Raw genomic sequence first — 24,008 nt, forward strand, 5'->3', positions numbered from 1 at the left:
AGGTCCTCCTGCTCTCAGGCCCGTGAGGAGCGGTATGCGTCATCGGGTGCCTTCACCGGCCCGCCGGGCGCGGCCTCGCGGTCGAGCAGCGCGCGCTTGCGTTCCGCTCCCCAGGCGTAGCCCGACAGCGCGCCGTCCTTGCGGATCACCCGGTGGCAGGGAATGGCCACGGCAAGAGTGTTGGCGGCACAGGCGGCGGCGATGGCGCGGGTCGCCCTTGGCGACCCGATGCGCTGCGCGATCTCGGCATAAGAGACTGTCCGGCCGGCCGGGATATCCTGCAAGGCCTGCCAGACACGCTGCTGGAACGCGGTGCCGCGCACGTCCAGCGGCAGGTCGAGACCGAGCGCCGGCGCCTCGACGAAGCCGACGACGCGAGCGACCAGCGCTTCATAGTCGCGGTCGCCGCCGATCAGCCGCGCCTTGGGAAACCGGTCCTGCAGGTCGCGCACCAGCGCGTCGGGATCGTCGCCGAGCAGGATCGAGGCGACGCCCTTTTTGCTCGACGCTACCAGGATGGCGCCGAGCGAGGATTCGCCGACGGCGAAGCGGATCTCCTCGTTGGCGCCGCCGGCGCGATAGCGTGTCGGCGTCATGCCGAGCATGCCGGTCGATTTCTCGTAAAAACGCCCGCTCGAATTGAAGCCGGCATCGTAGATCGCCGTCGTCACGCTGGCGCCGAGTTCCAGGCCCTGGCGGACCCGGGCGGCGCGGTGGGCGGCGGCATAGTCCTTCGGCGTCAGCCCGGTGACGGCCTTGAAGATGCGGTGGAAATAACCGGCACTGCGGCCGGCGGCGTCCGCCAGTTCAGCGAGCGACGGTTCTTCCTCGCTCTGTTCGATAAAGCGGCAGGCATTGGCGACCATCGCGGCGTTGCCGGCCTCGAGCGAAGGGCCATCCGGATTGCAGCGCCGGCACGGGCGAAAGCCTGTCGCCTTCGCCCGAGCCAGCGTGTCGTGCAGCTGGACATTGGCGGGGTTGGCCTGCCGCGACGGGCAGGAGGGCCGGCAATAGACGCCGGTCGTCGTCACCGAATACCAGAATTGTCCGTCGGCCGACTTGTCGCGCGCGACGATGAGCGCCCAGCGCGGATCGCCGGCAACCGGCAGCGGCGTGGATTTCAGGTCTCTTTGGAGCGTGACGAACATGGCAGCATTGAAGCCGCCGAAAGCTGCTGCCGCCACCCGTTTCCTGACAAATTGCCTCGGCTCTCCTACGCCGCGCGCTTGGGCTCCACCGCGAACGGGCTGAGGCCGAGCCAGGTCTGCATCTTCTTGCCGATAGCCTGGTCACCGGTCAGGGAAACCTTTGCGCCGGCCTTCTCGACCGTAAGCAACCCCATCCAGATCGCCGTCATCGTATGCAGGTCGGTCGAGACGTAGAGGTCGACATCGAAACCCGGATCGTACCAGCACAGATCGACTTCGCCGTGCTTTTCGACGATCAGCCACCACGACCGTTTGGACGCCGGTAGCTCCTGATACAGAAATTGTATCACCGTGCGCCCCTCGGGCAGCGGCGAGGGGTTCAAATTGCGCCGCATGTCCCACATCAGCAGCGACGGATCGAGGTTCTTGAGCGACAGCCGGGACTCGACCCATTTCTGCCCCCAGAAGCCCATCGCCTCGACGACCGGGCGCAAATCCCGGCCGGCCTCGGTCAGCCGATACTCGAAGATCCCTTTCTCGCCCGGCACTTCCTTGCGCTCGATGATCCCCGCCAGTTCGAGCTCCTTCAGCCGTTGCGACAGAAGGGTCGGCGACATTTTGGGCACGCCGCGGCGCAGGTCGTTGAAGCGGGTCGAACCCGCCACCAGTTCGCGCAGCAGGACCATCGTCCAGCGCGTGCACAGCACCTCGGCGGCCATCGATAGCGGGCAGAACTGTTTGTATCCGTGCTGGGCCATGATTTGTGTTCCTCCCTCGAAGCTGAGCCGAACATTAGCCCTTCATGATTGAGGCGGCGAGTACAGAAACTGTACCAGCCCAGTACAGATCGCGGACTGGTTGGCGCGGGCCCTGCCATGCGAGCCCTTTGGCCGGTTGCACGGGATACCCCTGTGCGCCGCAACCAGGAGACTAGCATGACCGCTTACGTTATCGCAGACATCAAGATCAACGACCCGCAGTGGGTGCCGGCCTATGCCGCCTCGGTGCACGACCTCGTCCACAAGCACGGCGGCAGATATCTGTCGCGCAGCGGCAATGTGAAGACGCTCGAAGGCAGGCCGCTCGACACCACGCTCATCGCCCTGATGGCGTTCCCGTCGGAAGCGGCGGCGCGCGCCTTCACCAACGATCCGGCCTATGCGCCCTTCGTTTCGGCCCGTCAGGGCGGCAGCGACAGCCGTTTCCAGATGATCGACAACACCGATCTGGCCGGAACGATCCCGTATCTGCCGAAGGGATGATCGGCATTCGTCGCATCGGGATATCCAAGCAACAACAGCCACGGCGCTTGCCTGCCGGGCCTCCGTATTTTCGGCGGCCGGCCCGCTGTGCTTTTTCAAGAAGAATGGAACGAACATGATATCGAATCTTCACAGCAGGCTTCTCATGGCGGGGGCCATGCTGGCCGTCTGCACCACCTTCGCGCAGGCGCATCAGGAAGCAGCCGCGCCCGCGTCCGGCGCCAATCCGCTGGCCGACAAGGTGCGTGCCGCCAACAGCCGGTTTCTCGACGTCAAGGCCGCGACGGCCGAGGGCTATGCGCCCATTCCCTGCGCCAGCGGCATCACCGGCGGCGCCATGGGCATCCACTACGTCAACGGCCAGTACCTGAAGGACGACAAGATCGACATCGCCCGCCCCGAAGCGGTGATGTACGAGCCGATGGCCGACGGCACGCTGCAGCTGGTGGCGGTCGAATACATCACCTCGAAGGGGCCGGCGTCGCTGGACGGACAGCTGTTCAACTTCAACAGCGCGCCCAACCGTTACGGCCTGGGTGAATTCTACGAGCTGCATGTCTGGGCCTGGAAGGGCAACCCGACCGGTACCTTTGCCGACATGAATCCAAAAGTGTCGTGCGAACACACGATGGCGCCGAGCCAGTAATCGGTAAGGCCAGGCGGCGCCAACGCCGCCTTGCCCCGCGGCCAACGGCGTCAGGTGAGCTCGCTCACCGCGGCGCCGGGGTCGGGAAGCGCCACTCCTGCGTCTGCCGTGTTCCGGGTCACATGCGGCAGGGCGAAACGCCCGGTCAGGTACCAGAGCAACGACACGACAAGGATCGAGAGGTAGCCATCCACGGCATAGTGCCAGCCGGCGTAAACCGAGCCGAACAGGATGAGCGCCGCGAAGGACCAGCCGGCCATGGCCCATCGGCGTCCGAAACCGGTCAGGAACAATGCGTTGAGCGTGACGAAGGCGACATGCATGCTCGGCATGGCGGAGATGCCGGTGCCCAGTTCCGGGCGGCCACTTTCGTAGGCCGCAAGCAGATAGTTGGCATAGGCCTGGACCGGCGTGGCGTGGCCGTTCTGCGCCAGGGCGGCTTGCAGCCCGGCAAACCGGTCACCGCCGTAGAGCTGGTCGTAGAATATCGGGCCAGCCGACGACAGCAGGGTGGCCAGAACAGTACCGCACAGGATCGTGGTCAGCGCGAACGCCCATAGATAGCGCAGGCGCCTGGCCGGGCTGTTCCAGAAGGCGACGAAGAGCAAGGTGCCGAACCATTGGACGAGCCAGCCAAACCCATAGCTGGCAAAAATTATGGCCGAGAGCGGCTCGGAAACGACGCTGTGTGCCCAGGCCCAGGGATCGGTGCCATGCAGCCGGAGATCGAGCCCTGCCAGGGCGCGGTCCGCATAGAATGGCACGACGTCCGGGATGGCGACCTTCAAGGTGGTGAAGGCGGTGATGCCGAGAAAGAACAAGACGATGACCGGCGCGGCGCCCAGCCAACGCTGCGTGAGCGTGTCGAGCATGAACCTTATTGGAGCATGCCGGGCAAATATCAGCGCCGCCACGCCAAGGCCAGCCGCCAGCAGCGAGGGCAAGAAGAACACGAACGGCTCGGCATAGGACTGCGCCAGATGCAGGTAGCGATACGGCTGCAGCCAAAGAGCGGCCACGGCATAGGCCAGACACAGGGCAACCAGCAGCCAGCCGCCCCTGGTTGCCGCGATGTCAAGGTCAAGAATGGTGGCTGAGCGGCGATTGCCGCCCCGCTGCTCGCCATGCGTACTCATCGAAGGACATCCCGCCAGCTGTCCAGAAGACCGTTATGGGTATTTCACAGGCAATGTATTACTATCTGGTTACACTTGGATTTATGTTAAATTTCTAATATTTTTCGTCGACAATATTTAAGTTTACGGCAACGAACCGTTGACGAAGACGTTGCGCGGCCGCGCACCAGCAACATTCGCGGCGGCCGCGGCTTTCAACTGCAGAGGGCTGCCTTGTCATTGGGCTTCGACCGCTATCGAAAGTGGGCCATCGCCTGGACGGCGATGGCCCCTCCAATCAGGCGGCCTTGATCAGGCCGAGCTGGGTGAGGGCGGCAACGCCGTCGTCGAGGCCGATCTCCTCGACGATCCGGCCGTCGACAAGCTTCAGCACGGTGGTGCCGGTGAAGCGCATGGCGCGGCCGCTGGCGGCTGGCAGCGAGCCGACGAGGAAATCGCTGAATGCCGGGCCGGTATGCGTGCCGCCGCCCTCCCACTGGCCGACGACATGGTCGCCCTCGGCGATGAGGTCGGCGGTGGCCCAGAAGTTGAGGTCCGGGAAGGCGGCGCGAAAGTCGGTCATGAAGGCCTTGATGTCGTCGCGGCCGCGGCGCGGTTCATGCAGCGAGTATTTAAGCAGCATGTCGGGCGCGGCGATGTCGTCGACCACCGACAGGTCGCAGGTTTCACCCCAGAAGTCGGTGAACCATCTGACGACGACGGCCTTGTTGTCTTCTTGTCTGGTCATTGGGAGGTCCTCTTGTTGTTGTCAGGGAGCGCCGGTTAGCCGGCGACCTCGGGATCACCGGATTTTCCGATGACCCGAGGCAAGCAGTAGGACGATCCGGCGGCCGCAAAACTCCGGTTCTTGCCGGCCAATCGAAAGGCGAACGGCGAGGGTTGGCAGGGAGGCGGCGGCGGGTCTGCCATCCGCTCCGACCAAGTAACGCTTTCTTCTCTGGTTTTGCTGCAGATTGCCGCGTGGCGGAGGTAGGCGAAACAGAAGATGACGCGTCAGGACAAGAAAAGTCGCAATGGAGCGTTCTGGGCAAAGGCGCTGGAACGCGCCCATCTTGGCGTCTGGGACTGGGATCTTCGGACCGGCGACTGCTTCTATTCCGCGACCTGGGCGCGGATGCTGGGCTATGATGAAAGCGAACTTGCCAACACCAGCGACCTGTGGCTGCAACTGACCCATCCCGATGACCGCGAGCGGGCGCTGGCCAGCGGCGAACGCCACATTGCCGGACAGACCCAGGCCATCGAGACCGAGCTGCGGCTCCGGCACAAAGCCGGCCACTGGGTGTGGGTGCTCGATCGCGGTGGCATCGTCGAGCGCGACGCGTCCGGAAAACCCGTCAGGCTGATGGGCGTGCAGACCGACATCTCCAGGCAGAAGGCCACCGAAGCCGAGCTCGAGCAGGTCAATGTGCGCTTCCGTCTGGCGCTCGCCGCCAGCGGCACCGGCATCTGGCATCACGACCTCGACACCAATAAAAGCTACTGGGACCAGCGCACGCGCGACATCTTCGGGCTGGTCACCGATACCGACGAGGTGACCGACGACCTCTGGCATACTTTCCTGCATCCCGAGGACAAGGCGGTGACCGAGCAGGCGCATCTGGCGCCGATCGGCACGCAGGACGTCGTCGCCGTGCAATACCGCATCATCAGGCGCGACGGCGAGATACGCCATGTCGAATCGCTGGTGCGGTTCATCGCCGACGCGCAGTCGGCGGGTCAGATCCTCGGCACCGTGCGCGACATCACCGAGGAAAAACTGCGCGAGATGGAGCTTGCCTATGCGGCCCGTCACGATGCGCTGACCGGCCTGTGGAACCGCTCCGCCTTCGATCGGCTGCTCGCCGACCATATCGCGGCGGGCGCGCCGCTGGCGGTGTTCTATGTCGATCTCGACTACTTCAAGGCGCTCAACGACTTTGCCGGCCACGCCGCCGGTGACCTGGCCCTGAAGAGCGTTGCCGCCGGCATCCGCGCCTGCCTGCCGCGAGCGGCGCACGCGGCACGTCTGGGCGGCGACGAATTCGCGCTGCTGGTGCCGCATTGCGATGCCTCGCAGGCCGAGCGGATCGCAACCGCCGTGCTCGGCGCTGTGCGTGAGGCCGACCTCGGCACGGCCGCGTCGGCGCGCAAGCTGGCGGCCTCGATCGGCGTCGCCTTCATCGACGACGCCACCACCACGGTCGCCGACGCACTGGCTTGCGCCGACGACGCCTGCTATGCGGCCAAGGCCGCGGGGCGCAATCGTTTCGCGGTGTTCTCCGCGGCGGTGGAATCGGGGTCCGGCGGGCTCAACGCGGCGCGCGTCGCCGCCGACACGGTCGACGCCATGGAAGACGGACGGCTGAACCTGTTCGGCCAGGAAATCCATCTGCTCGGCAAGCCCTGGCAGGAGAGCCGCCATGTCGAAGTGCTGGCCAGACTCACCGGGCGCAACGGGCGGCTGGTGCCGCCAGGCGAGTTCATTCCAGTTGCCGAGCGGTTCGGCATCGCCTCCAGGCTCGACCGCTGGATCATCCGCACCGTGCTGTCGCGGCATGGCGCGGCCCTGCGCTCGGGCGCGCTGACGCTCGGCTTCAACCTGTCGGCGCAGACGCTGAGCGATCCGCAGCTCTGGGAGTTCGTCGACAGCGTCATCGACGAGACCGGCGCGCCGCATTCGGGCATCGGCTTCGAGATCACCGAGACCGCCGCCGTCACCAATTTCGACGCCGCCGAGCGGTTCGTGCGCAAGGCGCGCGAGCGCCGCTGCCGGGTCAGCCTCGACGATTTCGGCGCCGGCATGAGTTCGTTCGAATATCTCCGGCGCTTCCCTGTCGACACGATCAAGATCGATGGCTCCTTCATCGAGCACGTCACGGAAAGTCGCTTCGACCGTGAGATCGTGCTGGCCATCACCAGCATCGCCCGCAGCCTCGGCTGCGATGTGGTGGGGGAGAAGATCGAACGGCACGACACACTGACGATGCTCAGCGACATGGGCGTCGCCTTCGGCCAGGGGTTCCTGCTGCACCGGCCGGAGCCGCTGGAGCAGATTGTCGCGCGCGCGACAGGGGTGGCGACGGCCCGCAAGGCCTCGTGAATCACACTGTGTCACGTTTCAGGTGAGGCTGGGCCTCACCCGAACGCGTCTTAGCCGGCTTGCCGTGTCGTCGATTGCGGAAACTCCAGCACCCCGGCCTTGGGTCGCTTGTGCAGGGCTTCCGTCACCGTTTCGATCAACAGATCGAGGGTGTCGCATGCCGCGCGGCTCGTTTCGTCATCGCCGCGCAGATAGTAATAGGCTCGTTCGAGGTGGACACAGGCTGCTGAAAAATCGCTGGTCAAGGGTCCCTCCGTGATCCCGCCCTAATATAGGTTGCCGGATCGGGCGGAACGCGAGGTAAATATCCACAGGCGGCTTTTAATCAAATGCCGCCAATCTTGCGCGGCCGTGGAACTGCCAGTCCCCTCCACAAGGGGAGAGATTGCCGGTTTCAGGGCCGCGCAGAACACGCCGCGCGCCGGCTGCCTGCGCAAGCGCTCACCGGCCAACCGGGTCAGGACGACGGCGCAGAACACCGGCAGCGCCAGCAGCTTTGCCAGCACGCCCGAGTGCGGCACTTCCGCCGGTGCGGCGCTCGGTCACCGTGGTCATGATCGCATCGCAGCCTTCGATGTCACTTGAGGAACGATCGAAATCGGGGCACGTTGCGGAGAGATTGTCTCCCGCCACCTTCAGGAGTTCTTGCATGTCGCTATCTGGTACTGCAACCCGCTACGGAAGCCTCGCCCAGGCGCTTCACTGGCTGACGGCGCTGCTCGTGCTCATCGCCTTCCTGGTCTCGGAAGGTGGCCCTGCCACGCGCGTCTATTCAGCCGACAACGCCTCGACGCTGCTGCTTCACGAGTCGCTCGGCTTCGCTGTTTTCTGGCTGCTGGTCATCCGCCTGATCTGGCGTCTGTTTGACCGCATTCCGGACGCTCCTCCCATGCCCGGGTGGATGGACATCGCCTCGAGGGCAACACACTGGGCGCTCTATGCGCTCCTGTTCGCGGTTCCGGCGACCGCCATGCTCGGCGCATGGTTTGGCGGCCACCCGGTGACGGTCTACGGCCTGGGGGCGATCGGTCCGTTCTCCGGCACATGGGGCACGTCGCTGGCGGAGATCCATGGCACGCTTGGCGACATCATCCTGTGGCTTGCAGGCCTGCACGCCGCGGCTGCCATCTACCACCATGTCATCCTTCGCGATCGCGTGCTGAGCCAGATGGTGCCAGGCCTGCCCAATCCGTCGTCCGGGCTGGGGCGGCAAGCGCGGCCCTGATGCCTGTCCCAGAATGTCGAGAGGTGCCGGAACGGGATGTTCCAGCACCTCCATCTCTTCGTCCTGACGCAATTCCGGATGGAAAACCGCCCACACTTTTCCCGGGATTGCCCTAGGCGACAGCCACGATTACGTGGGCCTGAATCCTGGCGGCAACCTCGCCGCTGCCATGTCTGTCCGCAATCGCGGAGGCGGCATAGTCGGTTGCGGCTTCCAGCTTTCCCGCGTCCCTGGCCTCGATTTCGCTTCGAAGAACAGTTCCCTGGCAGTAAGCAACGGCCGGAAGGCGCGGCGAGGATGCACGGCTTTGTTCGGCTCTCGTCTCGATCACCACACGGGAAAAACCCGCGTCTTCCAGCTCGCCGCGGATCAGGGCCGTATCGTGGTAGCCATGCGGCGTGCGTGCCAGAAAGCGCGGCGGATCGTTCGGAAAAATCCTTGCGAGAGCATTCGTCACATCGTCGGCAAAGACATTCTCCTCGATGCGGTCCCACACGTTGAACAAGAAATGTCCTCCGGGCTTCAGGACTCGCCTTGCCTCGCGGTAGGCGGATGTGCGGTTGGGAAAGAACATCGCGCCGAACTGACAACAAACGAGATCGAAGGCCGCATTTTCAAACGGCAGCGCCATGGCATCAGCCTGGCGCCATGTGATGCGGCTGTCGGGAGCTTGTCGCGAAGCGGCGTAGTCGAGCATCGGCTGGTTGAGGTCGGTTACGACATAGCTTGCGCCAGGGGACAGTCTTGGCGCCAGCGCACGGGTGACAACCCCGGTGCCCGCGGCGATTTCCAGAACGGCGCGGGGCGACAAGGACGCTGCTCGTTGTGCAAGATCAGCGGCGAACGGCTCGAAAATCAACGGCACCATGTAGCGGTCGTAGTTTTCCGGAATCGAGCCGGCAAACACCTTGTCCGTTTCCAACATTGCTATCTCCCGCCGTCAATTCGATGGCTCGCGAGACTAGCATACAGTCGTCTGCCTTGGGTCGCTTTCGGCCGAGACGCATCCAACAACATATGCGGCCATGCCGGCGGCAGCTCAGCGAAGGCGTCCTGGAGACGCATGCCCACGCGTCGATCGCCGGTTTTCGGAAAAGACATCATGCTTGAACAGACAGAGAGCAGGGGCTCACGACAAAGGCCGTTCCCCCGCATCGAGCAGCCATTGCCGCACGGCCTGCGTCGGCTCGGGATGGCGCTGCTTTCTTGGTACCACGACGTGGAAATCCTGCGTGCCGCGCATCTCGCCTTTGACCGGCTGGACCAGCCGGCCGGCAGCCAGATCGGCGGCGACGAGAAAGCGGCTGGCCAGCGCGATGCCCTGGCCGGCGATGGCGGCGTCGATGGCCAGGCTCGTCTGGTTGAAGCGCATGCGCTTGAGTTCGGTCGTCATCTTCAGGCCGACCGCCTTCTCCATGAATTCCGGCCACAGATTGTGCGCGTCGTGGAGCAGGACATGATGCTGGATTTCGGCCGCCGCGATCTCGACGGCGCCGTGCGGCAGCAGGGCCGGGCTGCAGACGGCGATGATCTGCTGCGCGAACAACAGGTCGACGATCAGGCCGGCGCCGAAGGGCGGGCGGCCTTGCCGCACCGCGATGTCGACGCCATCGGCCTGAAAACTCGACAGGCTTTCGCTGGCCAGGACACGCAGGTCGACCAGCGGATTGTGCGCCATGAAGTCCTGCAGCCTGGGGATCAGCCATTTGGTGGCGAAGCTCGGCGTCACGCTGATCGTCAGCCGCGCCGGCTCTGGGCGCAACAGCAGCGTCGCCTCCGAGATAAGGTCGAAGGCGCGGCGGATGTTGGGCACATAGGCGCGGCCCTCGTCGGTCAGCGCCAGACCGCGCGGCAGCCGCTCGAACAGTTTCGTGCCGAGATCGGCCTCCAGCCCGCGAATATGCTGGGCCACGGCACCTTGCGTCACGTTCAATTCCTCGGCGGCGATGCGGAAGTTGAGATGGCGCGCCGAGGCCTCGAAGGCGCGCAGCGCATTCAGTGGCGGCAGGCTCAGGAAGGCTTCGGGCATACAGGAGTTTTTCTACACGCTGATTTCAGGCATTCTGGTTCGAACCGGGCGAGAAAACCAACTATATCACTGCTCGGATCCTGAAAACACTGCTTGCAGAGCCCTGCCAACCCCGAGAGGAAAATCCAATGAGTGTAGAAAAAGTGGCTGTTGTCGTGGCTGGCGGCAGCGGCATGGGTGCGGCGGCGGCGAAGCGCCTGGCGGCGGACGGCTTCAAGATTGCCATCCTGTCCTCGTCCGGCAAGGGCGAGGCGCTGGCCAAGGAACTGGGTGGGCTCGGCGTCACCGGCTCCAACCAGTCGAACGACGATCTGCAGCGCCTCGTCGACCTGACGCTCGAGCGCCATGGCCGCATCGACGTGCTGGTCAACAGCGGCGGCCACGGGCCGCGCGCACCGATCCTCGAAATATCAGACGAGCAATGGCACACCGGCATGGACGTCTATCTGATGAACGTCATCCGGCCGGTGCGCATCGTGGCACCCCACATGGTCAAGCAGAAGGCTGGCGCCATCATCAACATCTCGACGGCCTGGGTGGTCGAGCCGAGCCCGATGTTCCCGACCTCGGCGGTGTTCCGTGCCGGGCTTGCCGCCTACACCAAGATCTTCGCCAACACCTATGCCGCCGACAATGTGCGCATGAACAACGTGCTGCCCGGCTGGATCGATAGCCTGCCCGCCACCGAGGAGCGCCGCGACAGCGTGCCGATGCAGCGCTATGGCACGAGCGAGGAGATCGCCGCGACGATTGCTTTCCTGGCTTCGGAGGGTGCGGGCTATATCACCGGCCAGAACATCCGCGTGGATGGGGGTGTCATCAGGGCGCTGTGAGCCTGGGTTCCTCTCCCCCGTTGATCGGCTACGGGATGCACACATCTTCTGTGATTGGCGTGACTGATCGGCCCGAGGCTTGATTGCCACGTGGTTCCCCCAATCCGTCGCTGCTTCGCAGCGCCACCTTTCCCCCCTCCGGAGGTAAAGGAAGGGAGCTTTGCTGGACGAGCGTTGACGGCAAAAAGCCTGGCGCCTTTCCTCTACCCCGTCGATCGGGGGAGAGGTGGCTCGGCGAAGCCGAGACGGAGTGGGGGTCGACCGATCAGCGCAGCATAAGACAATGCATGCGCCAAGCTGCCATGCACGCTATCGCCAAAGACCAACTGCTTGGAAGTGTGTGCCGTAGACGCAAGCGGGGGCGAGGAAACCGGTTTGTGGGAGGCGCCGCCACTCTCGCGGCCCATGTGCAATTCTTTCAAGCATTTCTTGAAATGGGGACCGGCCGTTTCATGATTTGATGACGCCTGCCAATTGGGGAGGCGTCATTGACCGACTTCATCGGACTGCCGAAAGCCGAAGTGCACATCCATATCGAGGGCTGCTTCGAGGCCGACGATGTGATCAGGAACTGCGAGGAGGCCGGCATCCCGCTGCGTGCGCCGCGCGACAGGCTCTTCGAAGCCCATGACCTCAAGAGCTTCCTCGAGATGCTCGACTGGTTGTGCGGGACATTCCGCACGCGCGAGCAACTGGCCACCACGGCCTACAAGTTCGCGCAGCGCATGGGCCGAAGCGGCGTGCGCTATGCCGACGTCATCGTCAACCCGACGCATTGGCCGCATTGGCACAAAGACGTTCCGGGGATGATCGACGCGTTCGATGCCGGTTTCGCGGCCGCCGAACAGGACGGGCACCCGCCGGTCGGGCTCTGCGTCAGCCTGCTTCGCACCCAGTCGGCGGCGGAAGCGATCGAGCTGGTGGAGTTGCTGAGCGCGATCAGGCACAGCCGTGTCGTCGCCTTGTCGATCGACGGCAACGAAGCGGCCGCCGGCCGCACCGGTCCACGCTTCGCCGAGGCGTTTCGCCGTGCCGGCGCGGCGGGCCTGCGGCGCACGGTTCATGCCGGCGAGTCGAGCGGCCCGGAAGGTGTTCGCGACGCAATCGAGCTGCTTGGCGCCGACCGCATCGACCATGGCGTGCGGGCAATCGAGGAGCCGGAACTCGTCGACATGCTGGCGCAAAGGCAGATTCCCCTGGGCGTCTGTCCGGTCTCCAATCTGGCGCTCGGCGTCTATCCCTCGCTTGCCGAACATCCGCTCGACGCCCTGCGCAAGGCCGGTGTCCCGGTCTCCATCAACACCGACGATCCGGCGCTGCTCGACACCACGCTTGAAGCCTCCTATGCCGCCTGCGCCGAGGCCTTCGCATGGGACAGCGAAACCATCCGCCAACTCGCCGCGACATCGGTGCATGCGAGCTACGCCGGCCCCGCGTTGAAGGCACGGATCCTGGCCGATCTGGCGGCCTGGCGGGGCTAGCAAGGGTTCAATTCGCAGGCACTGTCCCAGCCTGCTGATCCGCGTCCGTCAGCGTCTGCAAGAACGCGACGATGTCGTCGATCTCGGCGTCGGTCAGCGCCGGCTTGTCGCCGGGCTTTTTGCCGTTGAAGGGCGGATCCTGATTCAAGTTCGGCCAGTAAGCCCTTGGCAGATCGTCATATTCGCGCACCGTGCCATCGGCGTTTTTCGGGTACCAGCGGCCTGGATCGCTGTCGCGGCTGGCATAGAAGGCGACCGCGTCGCGCAGCGTGTGGAAGGTGCCGTTGTGGAAGAAGCTTTTTCTCAGCGCGACGTTGCGCAGCGTCGGCGTCCTGAACAGGCCGCAATACTCAGCCCGGCCGTGGAAGTCGGTGCGCAGCGGTCCGCACAGGCCGAGATCGAAATAGGCGGGGTCGGCATTGGCCGGTATGGCCGGGTTGCGCGGCACCGCGACGGCGATCAGGCCATAGTCGGTGAACTGCGGCGGTTCGCCGTCATTGGCGGGTTCGCTCAGATGGCAACTGGCGCAATTGCCCTTGGACTCGTCCTCGAACAGCGCGCGGCCGCGCAGTTCCTGCGCCGTGAGCCGCGCCTTGCCGGCGAGGAAGGCGTCGTAGCGGCTGGAGTAGGGATAGAAGTCGGCGGCACTCTGCTCGAAGGTGCCCAGCGCCTCGGCGGCGGCGTCGAAGGCGTCGTCCGGGCGGTCGAAAACCTGGTCGCCGAAAGCGGCCTTGAATGCACCGGCATAGGCGGCCTTGCGCAGGGCAGCGGTAACGGCGGCGGCATCCTTGTTGGCCATCTCGAATGGCGACAGCAGCGGGATCTTGGCCTGATCCTTGCCGCGATCGGCACGGCCGTCCCAGGTCAGGCCGCCGGTCGGGCCGTTGTCGACGCTCTCGTCGCCCTCATCCTCGGAATCATGGAAATGCTCGGTGAAGGCGGGCACCGCCTGCAGGTAGCGAAGCGAAGGCACGGCGCGCAGCCCCGGCTGGTCGAGACGCGGCCCGCCCATCTCGACCGGTGCCGCCGAGACAGGGCCGAAGGCATGATGCGGGTCATGGCAGGACGAGCAGGCCTGCTTGCCCGATGCAGACAGCGACGGGTCGAAGAACATTTTACGGCTAAGCGCGGTCAGGGCGGCGGCCCGCGCGAAGGCATCCGCGCGGGATAGCGGCCCGGGATGGACGCTGCCGGTCCCGGCGCGGCCAATGCTTGCCGAGAAAATCGCGGCGATGCCGAGCATCGATGCGGCGATGATGCTCCTCTTCCATTGTCCTGCCGCCATGTCGTCCGGTCCGTTTTCCACTCCGCCAATCTGGGACCTGCATTGCTACGGATTGATGACCGTGTCGGATCAAGATGCATGTCACCTGCGCAGCGGCCCGCAGGCGTATCGGCTGATTTCAGTGACGTTGCGCGGAACGGCCACTGTCACAAAGCTGACAAGCGCCGGTTCTAGCGTCCACGGGTTCCTCCAGCCACTCCCCAGCCACGAGGCGTTCCCATGACCAGGTCTTTGCTCTCCCTCTGCCTCGCCTCCACGGCGCTGGCATCGCTTGCCGCCGCCGCCAACGCCGCCCCTCCCGGTTACGACAAGATCGACACCGTCGTCGTCATCTATGCCGAGAATCGCAGCTTCGATAATCTTTATGGCGGTTTCCCCGGCGCCAACGGCCTGGCCAATGTGTCGGCCGGCCAGGCGCGCCAGCTCGACCGCGACGGCAAGCCGCTCGCCGAACTGCCGCCGGCCTGGGGCGGCCTGACCGCCAAGGGGGTGACGCCGCCGGTGACCGAGGAGCAGTCGGCGCACCTGGCCAATGCCAGCTTCGCCATCGACGATCCCAAGGGCTTCAACGAACAGACCTCGGTGATCACGCGCGACCTCTGGCACCGCTTCTACCAGGAGCAGATGCAGATCGATGGCGGCCGCAACGACAAGTTCGTGGCCTGGGCCGATTCAGGCAGCCTGGTGATGGGCCATTATGACGGCTCGGTGCTGCCGATGTGGGCGGTGGCGAAGAAATACGTGCTGGCCGACAATTTCTTCCAGGGCGCCTTCGGCGGCTCCTTCCTCAACCATTTCATGCTCGCTTGCGCCTGTGTGCCGGTCTATCCCAATGCCGACACCAGCCCGGTGAAGGGACAGATCGCCGTCGTCGAGGCCGATGGTACAACGCTGAAGGTCGCCGACAACTCGCCGGCCTCGGCGCTTGGCGGCGCGCCGAAATTCGTCAATGACGGCGCCATCACGCCCGACTTTCATGCCGTCAACACCATGCAGCCACCCTATCAGCCGAGCAACAACAAGCCGGCCGCGGGCGGCGATCCGGCCCTGGCCGATCCGTCCGCGGCGAGCACGCTGCCGCCGCAGCACGACATCACCATCGGCGACCTCCTGTCGCTGAAGGGCGTCGGCTGGGCCTGGTATGCCGGCGCCTGGCAGGCAACGCTGGACGGCAAGAACGCGACGCCGGTGCCGAACTTCCAGTTCCATCACCAGCCGTTCAACTACTTCGCCGCCTACGCGCCCGGCACCGCCGCGCGGGCCGAGCATCTGCGGGATGGCGGCATGGACGGCGCTGCCTTCATCAAGGACATAGACGACGGCAAGCTGCCGGCCGTCACCTTCTACAAGCCGCAGGGCAACCTCAACGAACATGGCGGCTATACCGATGTGTCGAGCGGCGACCAGCATCTCGCCGATGTCGTCTCGCATCTCGAGAAAAGCCCGCAATGGAGCCACATGCTGGTGGTCGTCACCTATGACGAGAATGGCGGCTTCTGGGACCATGTCGCGCCGCCGAAGGCCGACCGCTGGGGGCCGGGCAACCGCATCCCCGCCTTCATCATCTCGCCCTATGCGAAGATGGGTACCGTCGACCACACCCAATACGACACGACATCGATCCTGCGCTTCATCACGGCGCGCTACGACCTGCCGGTGCTTTCCGGCATCGTCGCCCGCGACAAAGCACTGCGCAACAACGACCAGCCGCCGATGGGGGATCTCTCCGCCGCGCTGGACCTCGGCCGGTAGGCGGGCATATCCTTGGCGCGATGTGTTTCTAGCCGCCATTCACCAGGGCAAGAATGAGCTTCTGGAGATTGCCGCCCTGGCCGAATTCGACGCGATCGAAATCGCGGCTGGCCTGCACCCGCGCCCTGGAGATCGCGTCCAGCCGCTTGACCACCTCGGCCCTGGTCTTGCTGCATTTAGGATCATCGGCGACGGTCAGGCCGTCCGTCGCCACTTCGATGTCGTGGACCATCTGTACTACGCTGGCGCCATGCACCTTCTCATGGGCGCTGACGCCGGCGATGAAGACCTCCCAATTCTTCTGGACGGCGGGCGGCAGGGGCGCGGAAGGGCTGGGCAAGGTGTAGGTGATGATCAGTTTCGGCCGCGCCGCCGTCAGCACGCAGTCCTTGCCCCTGGGCTTGTAGTCTCTGACCCCCCAGGTCAGCTTGAAATTGGTGTAGGCGATGGTGCGCGTCTTGGCGCCCCGGATCAGCGGCCCGTTCTCGCCGATCGACCGGTAGAGCTGCTCACCGGACTGGCCCGATATGGCGTAGGTCTCGACCTTCTCGACCGGTTTCCAGTCGGCACGGGCGGACAGCGGCAGGGCCAGCAGGGCAGCCAGCAACAGGCACAGACGAACACAGGCTCTCAACACGGCTCTCCGCGAAATCAGGACGACCCTGCCGCAACGGGCAATGCCATCGGATGGCTTTTCCTATATGCTGCCACGGGGTGAGGCCGCAAATGTGGAGGGGGAAATCATGAGAACGAACTGTCTTATAATCGCCGGCGCGGTGGCGGCGCTGCAGGCCGCGCAGCCGGCGCTTGCCGCGTCGTGCAGCGGCTGGAGCGCGAAGATGGAGGAAGACGAGGGCGGCAAGGTGCTGACGGCCTCGGTCTGCGGCGGGCCGAAAGGCGATGCGTATCTGATGCTGGCCTGTTTCGACACGCCGGTGCTGAGCTACGACCTCGGCACCGCCGGCCAGCAATTGGAGCCTGGCATCAGCGGCTCTTTCGACTTCAAGGCCGACGGCAAGACGGTGACGAAAACGCTGCAGCTGGAGGCCATGTACAATTACTTCGTGGTGGATCTGGCCAAGGGCGATCCGCTGCTGGACCTGCTGCGTTCGAAGGGCGAGGTGAGCATCAGCGCCGCCAAATACGGCCAGGGCAGCTTTCCGCTGAAGGGCTCGAGCGCGGCGATCGGAAAGGTGCTGGCGCAGTGCGGCAAGGCCAAGGCCAGCGACGACGGGGATTGATCGGCGGCGTTGTTGCGACGTTCAGCCGGGGCTTGGCCACTCCGATATCCTTTCGCTCAACGCAGCGTTGCCGACTCTGGCGCCTCGCGTTAAGCGGACATCATGATCGAGTTCCGCCGCGCGCAAGCATCCGACCTGCCTGATATCGTCGCCATGCTGGCCGATGATCGGCTAGGGGCCGGCCGTGAGGACGCCTCGATGCCGCTGGCGCGCGGTTATGTCGATGCGTTCAACGCCATCGACGCCGATCCCAATCAGCTTCTGGCGGTGGCCGTGGATGGCGCCGAGGTGATCGGCACCTTGCAGATCACCTTCCTTGTCGGGCTCTCGCGCAAGGGCGGCTGGCGCGGGCAGATCGAGGCGGTCCGGGTCGCCAGCCACCGGCGCTCGGGCGGTATCGGCAGGCGGATGATCGACTGGGCGATCGCGCAATGCCGGGCGCGCGGCTGCGGCCTCGTCCAACTCACCACCGACAAGGGGCGGGCGGACGCACACCGCTTCTACGAGAGCCTCGGCTTCACCGGCAGCCATCTCGGCTACAAGATGACTTTATAGGCGCTTGCGAACTTCTGCTGGTTCCGGGCCGGCAGCGACTGGCGTATACCGGAAGTCGCTCAGGCTCTATTCAAATTGCCGGGGAGGGCTGATATAGGTCAGTCAGGTTGACCTATATCCAGTTGTCGCGGGAGGCGCGCTTTGACCTTGATGAATCTGTTGGCTTCGCGCTCGTCGCGCATGAAGGCGTCCGAAATCCGCGAGTTGCTGAAGCTGCTCGACCAGCCCGACATCATCTCGTTCGCCGGCGGCATTCCCGATCCGGCGCTGTTCCCGACCGAGGCGATCCGCGATGCCTATGCTTCGGTGCTGGGCGGAAGCGAGGCGGGGGCGGCGCTGCAGTACCAGGTCTCGGAAGGCTATCTGCCGTTGCGGCGCTGGCTGGCCGGGCAGATGGGCAAGCTCGGCATCGCCTGCGACGAAGCTAACATCTTCATCACTTCCGGGTCGCAGCAGGCGCTGGATTATCTCGGCAAGCTGTTCCTGTCGCCGGGCGATACCGCATTGGTGACATGGCCGACCTATCTCGGCGCGCTGCAGGCCTTCAACGCCTACGAGCCGCGCTATGACCGGCTGCGGCCAGAAGGCGGCAACATGACGCCCGATGCCTATCGGGCGGCGGCGGCCCCCACAACTTTTTCAAGAGGGGGCGGCAAGGTCAAGTTCGCCTATCTGGTGCCGGATTTCGCCAACCCGACCGGCGAGACCCTGAATCGCCAGCAGCGCGAGGCGGTGCTCGACCTCGCCGGCGAGCTCGACATCGCCGTCATCGAGGATGCCGCCTATCGCGCGCTGCGCTATGACGGCGAGGGCGTGCCGCCGATCCTGGCGCTCGATTGCATCAGGTCCGGCGGCATCGACAAGGCGCGCACGCTCTATTGCGGCTCGTTCTCGAAAATCCTGTCGCCGGGCATGCGCGTCGGCTGGGTGTGCGCGCCGCGCCACGTGGTCGAGAAGCTGGTGCTGATGAAGCAGGCCTCCGACCTGCACAGCCCGTCGATCAACCAGGTGGTGATGCACCGCGTGGCCGAGGCCGTGTTCGACGGCCAGGTGGAAAAACTGATCGGCGCCTATCGCGAGCGCCGCGACGGCCTGCTCGCGGCACTCGAGGCCAACATGCCGAAAGGCGTGACCTGGAGCCGCCCGGAAGGCGGCATGTTCGTCTGGGTGACGCTGCCCGAGGGCTCCGATGCCACCGCGCTTCTGGCACGGTCGGTGAAGGAGGCGCGCGTCGCCTTCGTGCCCGGCAACGCCTTCTATGCCGACGGCAGCGGGCGCAACACGCTGCGGCTGTCCTTCACGCTGGCCGACCGCCGCGCGGTGACCGAGGGCATCCCCCGGCTGGCGGCCATCCTGAAGGGGTAAGGCCTGGTCTAGATGATGCGCCTCCGGTTTGTGCTGGAGGGATGAGCTAATAGCTGAAGTTGGCGCCGCCCCTCATCGCCCTGCCGGGCACTTCTCCCCGTATGGTGACGGGGAGAAGGGGCTGGTCGCAACATTGGTGCCCTTCTTGCACCGGTTGCGATTGGCAAAACCATCGATGGCAGCGCCCCTCTCCCCGTTCTACGGGGAGAGGATGCCGGCAGGCAGGTGAGGGGCAGCGCAAACGCCCGGAGATGACGAAGTCGCCCTGGCCCGCTAGTTCCCGCATTGACGGCGCCCTGTCCGAACCTAAATTCGGAGCCTTGCCAGGAGGAATTTGCATGGAAACCCAGGAACTGCATCGCGGCCGTCTCATCGATCATATCCAGCTGGTGGTCAGGGATCTTCCTGCCAGCCGGCGTTTCTACGAGGCGGTCTTGCGGGCGCTCGACGTTGCGATCGGTGGTGTCGGCGAGGACTATTTCTGGGCCGACGAACTGTTCGTCTCCAGTGCCGACAGCCAGGCGGCCCTGGGACAACTCACCGGCCGCCATCATCTGGCCTTCCAGGCCAAGGATCGCGCCATGGTCGATGCCTTCCACAAGGCTGGGCTCGCCGGCGGCGGCAAGGACAATGGCGCGCCGGGCGAGCGGCCCTATCATCCCGGCTACTACGCCGCCTTCCTGCTCGATCCGGACGGCAACAACATCGAGGCCGTCCATCACGGCCCAGCCACGCGCAGCGCGGCCTCGGTGAAGATCACGTTCTGAGCGACTGTCTGGAAATTCTGCTCCGGCGCCCATCAGCGGCGTTTTCCGCGCTTGCGGATTCGAGCCGACTGAAATCCACGTCAGTACGGTCACGTCGAGAAACGGTGATCTCGGAATTCTCTCGATCCAGACCACGGAACGCCATTGCAGCGCTATCCACAGGATTCGGTCCAACTTGGACGGGACCAGCCAGCAGCCCTACGGCTGGGTACGCTCGGCTATGGCGAACGCCTGTAGGTTCTTGGCCTTGCCTTGGTCTTCATCGGCATGGGCTATGATCGAAAAGAACGCCGCGCGGGCGATGTCTTTTTTCGAGGCCTTCGGGTGCTCTTTCCTTGCCGCCTTGATCAACTGCCTTGGCGTCATCTCAGGGGTCACAACCCGCATAAGGGTGTCGGCGATCGCCTGCATGTCGTCCGCTTCCATAATCGGAACTCCCAACCAGTCCACCAAACGGAAGCTACCACGGCGGTCAGTGAGCGGCTACCCGCGGCGCAACGCGGCGGGATGCGGCGTTGCATCGATTTGGCAGCCTTTGGCTTAAGCCGCACTACCACGTTTGAACATGGTGCAACGCGTCGGTTGATGCATTAAAATTTTACATAATCTTGGATTCTGCCGGTGCCTCATCCTGTTCGCGCCGGTGGCGACGCAATGGTTTGCGCCGTGATACCCAACCCGATGGCAATGCCATTCGCCTAGTGCGGAATCCGCGACAATCCCATTAGACCGGCGCTGCAGGAGATGCGGATTCATGAAACATTTTCAAACGTCGATCCCACGGGCGCGAAGAAAGAGCAAAGCGGAACTTCAAGCGGCGGTCGAACGCCTCGCACCGTTTCATCACGCCATCGACTTGCCCTATGGCTTGAGCACCTATGTACCGACCGCGTCTCGTCAAAACCGAGAGCGCACAAGGATGCAAACACTCCTCGATCACGCATGGCCGAGCATTCTCGATGCCTGCGGAGGTTCATTGGCGGGCAAAAGGGTTCTTGATGTAGCATGCAACTGCGGGGGTTTTTCCGTGCACGCCGCAAGGGCCGGTGCCGACTACGTGCTTGGGATTGACATTGAGCCTCACTATATCGAGCAGGCAAATCTGGTAAAAGAGGCCGTAGATCTAGATAATCTGGATTTTCAGCGGCTTGATCTGATGGATCTTGATCGGTCAGAGCACGGTATGTTCGATCTGGTCCTGTTCTTCGGGATTCTATACCACCTGGAAAACCCTGTCTTGAGCCTAAAGCGCATATCAGCAGTGGCCAGCAACGTCCTGGCGGTTGATACGACGCTTATGAAGGTGCCGATCATAAATCGGATATTGGACCGGTGGCCGATGTGGCATATGCGCAGGGTGGCCGCGGTCGATTCCAACGCAAGCAACATCACGACTTCCCGCTGGCGCCCGGAGGAATTCTGTCAGTTTTCCCCCAATTCCCGTGCCGTCACCAGCCTCTTGGAATATTCTGGTTTTGCAGACATCGAACGTCTCAAACCAAAAGTGAGCGGGCTGGAGAAGCGCTATTATAACGGGCGACTGGCGACATTCATTGCGGTGAAAGAGCAGCGAGCCGCCGGAAATGCCAATCCGAGACTTGTAGGAGATCCATAGGCGAAGCTGCGCTGGCCGATTTCCGTCGATATCTGACAAGCTGAAGAGCCGCAAATGTTTCTGCCGCGCGCCGCGCCGCAGCAAGAGTTCCGGAACCATTTTCAGCGCAAGCTAATCGCGGTTTTGCGAGTCAGTTCATGCGTTTGAAGTCCATCCCGCCGTCGATGCCGATCCTTGCTGAGCAGCCTCCCGAAGGCGACGACTGGATTCATGAAGTCAAGGCCGACGGCTACCCCTCGCAGCTGATCATCGACGAAGACGGTATCAGGATCTACAGGCGCAACGGCCACTGGACGTCGAAGTATCGCGACCTGGTGAAAGAGGCCGCCAGTCTCGGTGCCGAAAACGCTGTCGTCGACGGCGAGATCATCGTGCTCGGCGGAGCCGGCCTGTCTGACTTCGGAGAACCGCGCAAGGCGATCGCTTCAGGACTTCCGGGAGGAAAGAGCCATGAACCCCATTGATCCTCCGATAGAGCGACGCTCACACGCACGTGGAATTGTTCTGAAGGATGCGACCATCATCACCGATGACGTCAGCATCGGCTGCTCCGTCAGAAATCAGCACCTTCACGGGGCGGAACTGAAGGTGGACCCCAGCGTGATAATTCCCGATCGCTTCGTCCTTCACGTGCCCGCGGATGACGCCAGCTACCGTGCCGTGGTGCGGTGGAGAAAGAACGGACGGCTTGGCGTGCAATTCTATGGTGTTGACAATGGCCGTGACTGAGAAGGACCAGGAGCGCAGCACATCGGCGTGGATGTATGGTGCGCAGGCGCGCGTATGTCGAGGGCTTATCTGCCGGCCACAAATGCCATCCGGCGTGCAGACGGCGCAGGTGGTCGCGCCCTGAGGTAGGAGCGTGACAACACGACGGACGTCATGACGATTTGATAGGCGGTAATGATGGCACCGACGACAGGCAGGGCCAGGGACAGGGACCCTGGATTTTTGGCATCGATGCCCAGCAGAGAAAACAGCAGCATCAACGCCGCTATGAACAGAACAGTGATCAGGCCGAACGAGATAAGCAGACGCGGAAACGCATAGCCGAACACCTTGGAACCGCGCCTGCCGGCAGCCGCAAGTGTTTGGTCATCATCGGCAATGACCGCAGGCAACATCGTACCCCATTTTGCGAACGCAGCGATGCCGGAAAAAACCCAGACAAGAACTGCCGCCAACAGGGCGACGGACGAATGAACGCCGCCGACGACCATGGCAATCCCGACCACAAGGGGAGCTATCGCGCCGAGGAAGCCGAGCAAGAGGCAGCGTCTTACGAAACTGAAAAATGCCTTAGGCCTTTCCCTCAGCCAATTGGATACCTGGTCGGCATCAAGCTGCGTCAAAACGGCGATGTGAGCAGGAATAGCCAAGAAGGTCGACGTCATTACGCCGATGAAGATTGAAGCTCCGGAATTGACTTTCACGAAGCTTTCAAGCACCGCCAACCCGCCAGCCAAAACGATGTATCCGAGAACCCATTTCCGGTTGCGGATAAAAACTTCGAGCGAAGCCACCCAGATATTGTCTTCGACCATCACCCATCCCCTATAGTCGCCCGGACGTGCAAACAGTATCGGCACCGCGTTGCGGTTTTCTTAATTGCAAAGAAAAAATCTTTATCTTTGAAAAATGAGTTGATTAGGACCGTCTAACTAATACTACTTGTCGCGAGTAAGTGGATAGAGCACTACTTTCTCTGGGCAGTCTCCGCCGAACAATCCTCGACGCCATCGTGCACTGCGATGCCGGCCCTCTCGGGTGGCGCAGCCCGGACTTGCCGCGTTCTCGCCGCGAACGCATGGGAAATGGCTTTCCGATATGGAACGGCGCGCCAAGCCTGATGTACCCGATCATCGTTCGCGAAGAGCTGTCCACAAGCATGGCCGGATGCCAATTTCGTATTCTCGTATACGAGATCGGATTGAGCCCCCCGAGGAGTCGCATGAAGCCCTTGACTGAAACCGTGCCGTTTTTCAGCCAGTGGGAAACTTCAGACATGACGCTGGACGTGCTCGCCGAAGGCGCCGAAGCCGCTCTCAGGCGCGATCCGCTGTGGCGGGGTTCTGGCGCCGAAACGCTCGACGAATACGCGGTCTGGGCCGCCAACATCTGCGGCATGGCCTGCCTGAAGATGATCCTGGCGACGCGCGGCGAGATCGTTCCGACGATCGAACTCGCCAGGCAATGCACCAGATATGGCGGCTACGTCGTCAACGAGGGATCGATCAAGGGGCTGATCTACGCGCCCTTCGTCAGCTTCGTGAAGGAGGCCTTCGGCCTGCGGGCCGAGGTGATGACCAATATCGCAGTTTCGGACATACCGGCGATCCTTTCGCGGTCGCGCTTCTTCATCGCTTCGGTCAGCAGCTGGATCCGCTGGCCCGAGCGCGAGCCGCCGTCGAAGGGCGGGCATCTGGTGCTGGTCACTTCGGCCTCGGACGAGGCTTTCCGCTTCCACAATCCATCCGGCCATATCCGCGCCACACAGGCAAACGCAGAGTTGGCGCCAGCCGATTTCGACCGTTTCTTTGCCAATCGCGGCATTGCCGTCACCATCTGATTTTTGAGGGATTTTCG

27 protein-coding genes are annotated in these 24,008 nt (G+C 63.7%); 16 read left to right on the forward strand and 11 right to left on the reverse strand.

Going from position 1 to position 24,008, the window contains the following annotated elements:
- Positions 1–14: 14 nt before the first annotated feature.
- Both ada and OOJ09_RS21875 read right to left on the reverse strand, forming a co-directional pair.
- The gene (ada, locus tag OOJ09_RS21870; RefSeq protein WP_269907317.1) at positions 15–1,148 is read right to left on the reverse strand and encodes a bifunctional DNA-binding transcriptional regulator/O6-methylguanine-DNA methyltransferase Ada; all 1,134 of its coding nucleotides are present in this window, start codon (positions 1,146–1,148) and stop codon (positions 15–17) included.
- 65 nt (positions 1,149–1,213) lie between these two features.
- Complete coding sequence (locus OOJ09_RS21875) at positions 1,214–1,906, reverse strand: winged helix-turn-helix transcriptional regulator (RefSeq protein ID WP_269907190.1); 693 nt, start codon at positions 1,904–1,906, stop codon at positions 1,214–1,216.
- Positions 1,907–2,083: 177 nt separating this feature from the next.
- Between OOJ09_RS21875 and OOJ09_RS21880 the strand changes: the two genes are divergently transcribed.
- Both OOJ09_RS21880 and OOJ09_RS21885 read left to right on the forward strand, forming a co-directional pair.
- The gene (locus OOJ09_RS21880; protein ID WP_269907191.1) at positions 2,084–2,410 is read left to right on the forward strand and encodes a DUF1330 domain-containing protein; all 327 of its coding nucleotides are present in this window, start codon (positions 2,084–2,086) and stop codon (positions 2,408–2,410) included.
- Positions 2,411–2,555: 145 nt separating this feature from the next.
- On the forward strand, positions 2,556–3,056 hold the full coding sequence (locus OOJ09_RS21885) for a hypothetical protein (RefSeq protein WP_420107534.1): 501 nt from the start codon (positions 2,556–2,558) through the stop codon (positions 3,054–3,056).
- 50 nt (positions 3,057–3,106) lie between these two features.
- Here OOJ09_RS21885 and OOJ09_RS21890 read toward each other — a convergent pair whose 3' ends face one another.
- A complete protein-coding gene (locus OOJ09_RS21890; RefSeq protein WP_269907193.1) occupies positions 3,107–4,192 on the reverse strand; it encodes a phosphatase PAP2 family protein in 1,086 nt (361 codons plus the stop codon).
- 277 nt (positions 4,193–4,469) lie between these two features.
- A complete protein-coding gene (locus tag OOJ09_RS21895) occupies positions 4,470–4,919 on the reverse strand; it encodes an ester cyclase (protein ID WP_269907194.1) in 450 nt (149 codons plus the stop codon).
- A gap of 258 nt (positions 4,920–5,177) precedes the next feature.
- Here OOJ09_RS21895 and OOJ09_RS21900 point away from each other — a divergent pair, with 258 nt between their 5' ends.
- Entirely contained in the window at positions 5,178–7,274 is a 2,097-nt protein-coding gene (locus tag OOJ09_RS21900) for an EAL domain-containing protein (RefSeq protein ID WP_269907195.1), read from the forward strand.
- A gap of 50 nt (positions 7,275–7,324) precedes the next feature.
- Here the strand turns inward: OOJ09_RS21900 and OOJ09_RS21905 are convergent, their stop codons facing one another.
- Positions 7,325–7,519 (reverse strand): hypothetical protein, encoded by a 195-nt coding sequence (locus OOJ09_RS21905; RefSeq protein ID WP_269907196.1) that lies wholly within the window; start codon positions 7,517–7,519, stop codon positions 7,325–7,327.
- A 106-nt stretch (positions 7,520–7,625) separates the two neighbouring features.
- Between OOJ09_RS21905 and OOJ09_RS21910 the strand changes: the two genes are divergently transcribed.
- Positions 7,626–7,859, forward strand: coding sequence for a hypothetical protein (locus tag OOJ09_RS21910; RefSeq protein ID WP_269907197.1), 234 nt, complete (start codon positions 7,626–7,628; stop codon positions 7,857–7,859).
- A gap of 64 nt (positions 7,860–7,923) precedes the next feature.
- The gene (locus OOJ09_RS21915; protein WP_269907198.1) at positions 7,924–8,499 is read left to right on the forward strand and encodes a cytochrome b; all 576 of its coding nucleotides are present in this window, start codon (positions 7,924–7,926) and stop codon (positions 8,497–8,499) included.
- Positions 8,500–8,611: 112 nt separating this feature from the next.
- On the opposite strand, the gene OOJ09_RS21920 is transcribed toward OOJ09_RS21915, so the two are convergent.
- Complete coding sequence (locus OOJ09_RS21920; protein ID WP_269907199.1) at positions 8,612–9,424, reverse strand: class I SAM-dependent methyltransferase; 813 nt, start codon at positions 9,422–9,424, stop codon at positions 8,612–8,614.
- Between the two features lie 204 nt (positions 9,425–9,628).
- On the reverse strand, positions 9,629–10,528 hold the full coding sequence (gcvA, locus tag OOJ09_RS21925) for a transcriptional regulator GcvA (RefSeq protein WP_269907200.1): 900 nt from the start codon (positions 10,526–10,528) through the stop codon (positions 9,629–9,631).
- Positions 10,529–10,656: 128 nt separating this feature from the next.
- Here gcvA and OOJ09_RS21930 point away from each other — a divergent pair, with 128 nt between their 5' ends.
- Positions 10,657–11,361, forward strand: a complete 705-nt coding sequence (locus tag OOJ09_RS21930) for an SDR family oxidoreductase (protein WP_269907201.1) — start codon at positions 10,657–10,659, stop codon at positions 11,359–11,361.
- 488 nt (positions 11,362–11,849) lie between these two features.
- Positions 11,850–12,842: an adenosine deaminase gene (gene add / locus OOJ09_RS21935; protein WP_269907202.1), complete on the forward strand. Its 993-nt coding sequence runs from the start codon at positions 11,850–11,852 to the stop codon at positions 12,840–12,842.
- A gap of 7 nt (positions 12,843–12,849) precedes the next feature.
- Here the strand turns inward: add and OOJ09_RS21940 are convergent, their stop codons facing one another.
- Positions 12,850–14,085 (reverse strand): cytochrome-c peroxidase, encoded by a 1,236-nt coding sequence (locus OOJ09_RS21940; protein ID WP_269907318.1) that lies wholly within the window; start codon positions 14,083–14,085, stop codon positions 12,850–12,852.
- Positions 14,086–14,346: 261 nt separating this feature from the next.
- On the opposite strand from OOJ09_RS21940, the gene OOJ09_RS21945 reads away from it, so the two are divergent.
- Complete coding sequence (locus OOJ09_RS21945) at positions 14,347–15,879, forward strand: acid phosphatase (RefSeq protein ID WP_269907203.1); 1,533 nt, start codon at positions 14,347–14,349, stop codon at positions 15,877–15,879.
- A gap of 28 nt (positions 15,880–15,907) precedes the next feature.
- On the opposite strand, the gene OOJ09_RS21950 is transcribed toward OOJ09_RS21945, so the two are convergent.
- On the reverse strand, positions 15,908–16,513 hold the full coding sequence (locus OOJ09_RS21950; RefSeq protein WP_269907204.1) for a DUF922 domain-containing Zn-dependent protease: 606 nt from the start codon (positions 16,511–16,513) through the stop codon (positions 15,908–15,910).
- 109 nt (positions 16,514–16,622) lie between these two features.
- Between OOJ09_RS21950 and OOJ09_RS21955 the strand changes: the two genes are divergently transcribed.
- From OOJ09_RS21955 to OOJ09_RS21970, 4 genes are all read left to right on the forward strand, one after another.
- Positions 16,623–17,120, forward strand: a complete 498-nt coding sequence (locus OOJ09_RS21955) for a hypothetical protein (RefSeq protein WP_269907205.1) — start codon at positions 16,623–16,625, stop codon at positions 17,118–17,120.
- Between the two features lie 102 nt (positions 17,121–17,222).
- Positions 17,223–17,675 carry a GNAT family N-acetyltransferase gene (locus OOJ09_RS21960; RefSeq protein WP_269907206.1) on the forward strand — a complete coding sequence of 151 codons (453 nt, stop codon included), beginning with the start codon at positions 17,223–17,225 and terminating at the stop codon, positions 17,673–17,675.
- 150 nt (positions 17,676–17,825) lie between these two features.
- Positions 17,826–19,040, forward strand: coding sequence for a PLP-dependent aminotransferase family protein (locus OOJ09_RS21965; protein ID WP_269907319.1), 1,215 nt, complete (start codon positions 17,826–17,828; stop codon positions 19,038–19,040).
- Between the two features lie 338 nt (positions 19,041–19,378).
- Positions 19,379–19,807, forward strand: a complete 429-nt coding sequence (locus OOJ09_RS21970) for a VOC family protein (RefSeq protein WP_269907207.1) — start codon at positions 19,379–19,381, stop codon at positions 19,805–19,807.
- A 198-nt stretch (positions 19,808–20,005) separates the two neighbouring features.
- Here the strand turns inward: OOJ09_RS21970 and OOJ09_RS21975 are convergent, their stop codons facing one another.
- Positions 20,006–20,233 (reverse strand): hypothetical protein, encoded by a 228-nt coding sequence (locus tag OOJ09_RS21975; protein ID WP_269907208.1) that lies wholly within the window; start codon positions 20,231–20,233, stop codon positions 20,006–20,008.
- Positions 20,234–20,561: 328 nt separating this feature from the next.
- Between OOJ09_RS21975 and OOJ09_RS21980 the strand changes: the two genes are divergently transcribed.
- The 3 genes from OOJ09_RS21980 to OOJ09_RS21990 all read left to right on the forward strand — a co-directional run bounded on the left by OOJ09_RS21980 (position 20,562) and on the right by OOJ09_RS21990 (position 22,151).
- Complete coding sequence (locus OOJ09_RS21980) at positions 20,562–21,422, forward strand: class I SAM-dependent methyltransferase (RefSeq protein ID WP_269907209.1); 861 nt, start codon at positions 20,562–20,564, stop codon at positions 21,420–21,422.
- A gap of 137 nt (positions 21,423–21,559) precedes the next feature.
- Positions 21,560–21,886, forward strand: a complete 327-nt coding sequence (locus OOJ09_RS21985; protein WP_269907210.1) for a hypothetical protein — start codon at positions 21,560–21,562, stop codon at positions 21,884–21,886.
- On the forward strand, positions 21,873–22,151 hold the full coding sequence (locus OOJ09_RS21990; RefSeq protein WP_269907211.1) for a PilZ domain-containing protein: 279 nt from the start codon (positions 21,873–21,875) through the stop codon (positions 22,149–22,151). The genes OOJ09_RS21985 and OOJ09_RS21990 overlap by 14 nt, the downstream gene beginning before the upstream one ends.
- A gap of 65 nt (positions 22,152–22,216) precedes the next feature.
- On the opposite strand, the gene OOJ09_RS21995 is transcribed toward OOJ09_RS21990, so the two are convergent.
- On the reverse strand, positions 22,217–22,966 hold the full coding sequence (locus OOJ09_RS21995; protein WP_269907212.1) for a hypothetical protein: 750 nt from the start codon (positions 22,964–22,966) through the stop codon (positions 22,217–22,219).
- Positions 22,967–23,373: 407 nt separating this feature from the next.
- On the opposite strand from OOJ09_RS21995, the gene OOJ09_RS22000 reads away from it, so the two are divergent.
- Positions 23,374–23,991 carry a C39 family peptidase gene (locus OOJ09_RS22000; RefSeq protein WP_269907213.1) on the forward strand — a complete coding sequence of 206 codons (618 nt, stop codon included), beginning with the start codon at positions 23,374–23,376 and terminating at the stop codon, positions 23,989–23,991.
- The last annotated feature ends 17 nt before the right edge of the window (positions 23,992–24,008 follow it).

The organism is Mesorhizobium qingshengii (assembly GCF_027563465.1).
In the GTDB taxonomy this organism is placed as follows: Bacteria; Pseudomonadota; Alphaproteobacteria; order Rhizobiales; family Rhizobiaceae; genus Mesorhizobium; species Mesorhizobium qingshengii_A.

Coding starts and splice junctions, on each gene's coding strand:
- ada (WP_269907317.1), bottom strand. CDS start 1,148: ATGTTCGTCACGCTCCAAAGAGACCTGAAATCCACGCCGCTGCCGGTT.
- OOJ09_RS21875 (WP_269907190.1), bottom strand. CDS start 1,906: ATGGCCCAGCACGGATACAAACAGTTCTGCCCGCTATCGATGGCCGCC.
- OOJ09_RS21880 (WP_269907191.1), top strand. CDS start 2,084: ATGACCGCTTACGTTATCGCAGACATCAAGATCAACGACCCGCAGTGG.
- OOJ09_RS21885 (WP_420107534.1), top strand. CDS start 2,556: ATGGCGGGGGCCATGCTGGCCGTCTGCACCACCTTCGCGCAGGCGCAT.
- OOJ09_RS21890 (WP_269907193.1), bottom strand. CDS start 4,192: ATGAGTACGCATGGCGAGCAGCGGGGCGGCAATCGCCGCTCAGCCACC.
- OOJ09_RS21895 (WP_269907194.1), bottom strand. CDS start 4,919: ATGACCAGACAAGAAGACAACAAGGCCGTCGTCGTCAGATGGTTCACC.
- OOJ09_RS21900 (WP_269907195.1), top strand. CDS start 5,178: ATGACGCGTCAGGACAAGAAAAGTCGCAATGGAGCGTTCTGGGCAAAG.
- OOJ09_RS21915 (WP_269907198.1), top strand. CDS start 7,924: ATGTCGCTATCTGGTACTGCAACCCGCTACGGAAGCCTCGCCCAGGCG.
- OOJ09_RS21920 (WP_269907199.1), bottom strand. CDS start 9,424: ATGTTGGAAACGGACAAGGTGTTTGCCGGCTCGATTCCGGAAAACTAC.
- gcvA (WP_269907200.1), bottom strand. CDS start 10,528: ATGCCCGAAGCCTTCCTGAGCCTGCCGCCACTGAATGCGCTGCGCGCC.
- OOJ09_RS21930 (WP_269907201.1), top strand. CDS start 10,657: ATGAGTGTAGAAAAAGTGGCTGTTGTCGTGGCTGGCGGCAGCGGCATG.
- OOJ09_RS21940 (WP_269907318.1), bottom strand. CDS start 14,085: ATGCTCGGCATCGCCGCGATTTTCTCGGCAAGCATTGGCCGCGCCGGG.
- OOJ09_RS21945 (WP_269907203.1), top strand. CDS start 14,347: ATGACCAGGTCTTTGCTCTCCCTCTGCCTCGCCTCCACGGCGCTGGCA.
- OOJ09_RS21955 (WP_269907205.1), top strand. CDS start 16,623: ATGAGAACGAACTGTCTTATAATCGCCGGCGCGGTGGCGGCGCTGCAG.
- OOJ09_RS21960 (WP_269907206.1), top strand. CDS start 17,223: ATGATCGAGTTCCGCCGCGCGCAAGCATCCGACCTGCCTGATATCGTC.
- OOJ09_RS21965 (WP_269907319.1), top strand. CDS start 17,826: ATGAATCTGTTGGCTTCGCGCTCGTCGCGCATGAAGGCGTCCGAAATC.
- OOJ09_RS21970 (WP_269907207.1), top strand. CDS start 19,379: ATGGAAACCCAGGAACTGCATCGCGGCCGTCTCATCGATCATATCCAG.
- OOJ09_RS21975 (WP_269907208.1), bottom strand. CDS start 20,233: ATGGAAGCGGACGACATGCAGGCGATCGCCGACACCCTTATGCGGGTT.
- OOJ09_RS21980 (WP_269907209.1), top strand. CDS start 20,562: ATGAAACATTTTCAAACGTCGATCCCACGGGCGCGAAGAAAGAGCAAA.
- OOJ09_RS21985 (WP_269907210.1), top strand. CDS start 21,560: ATGCGTTTGAAGTCCATCCCGCCGTCGATGCCGATCCTTGCTGAGCAG.
- OOJ09_RS21990 (WP_269907211.1), top strand. CDS start 21,873: ATGAACCCCATTGATCCTCCGATAGAGCGACGCTCACACGCACGTGGA.
- OOJ09_RS21995 (WP_269907212.1), bottom strand. CDS start 22,966: ATGGTCGAAGACAATATCTGGGTGGCTTCGCTCGAAGTTTTTATCCGC.
- OOJ09_RS22000 (WP_269907213.1), top strand. CDS start 23,374: ATGAAGCCCTTGACTGAAACCGTGCCGTTTTTCAGCCAGTGGGAAACT.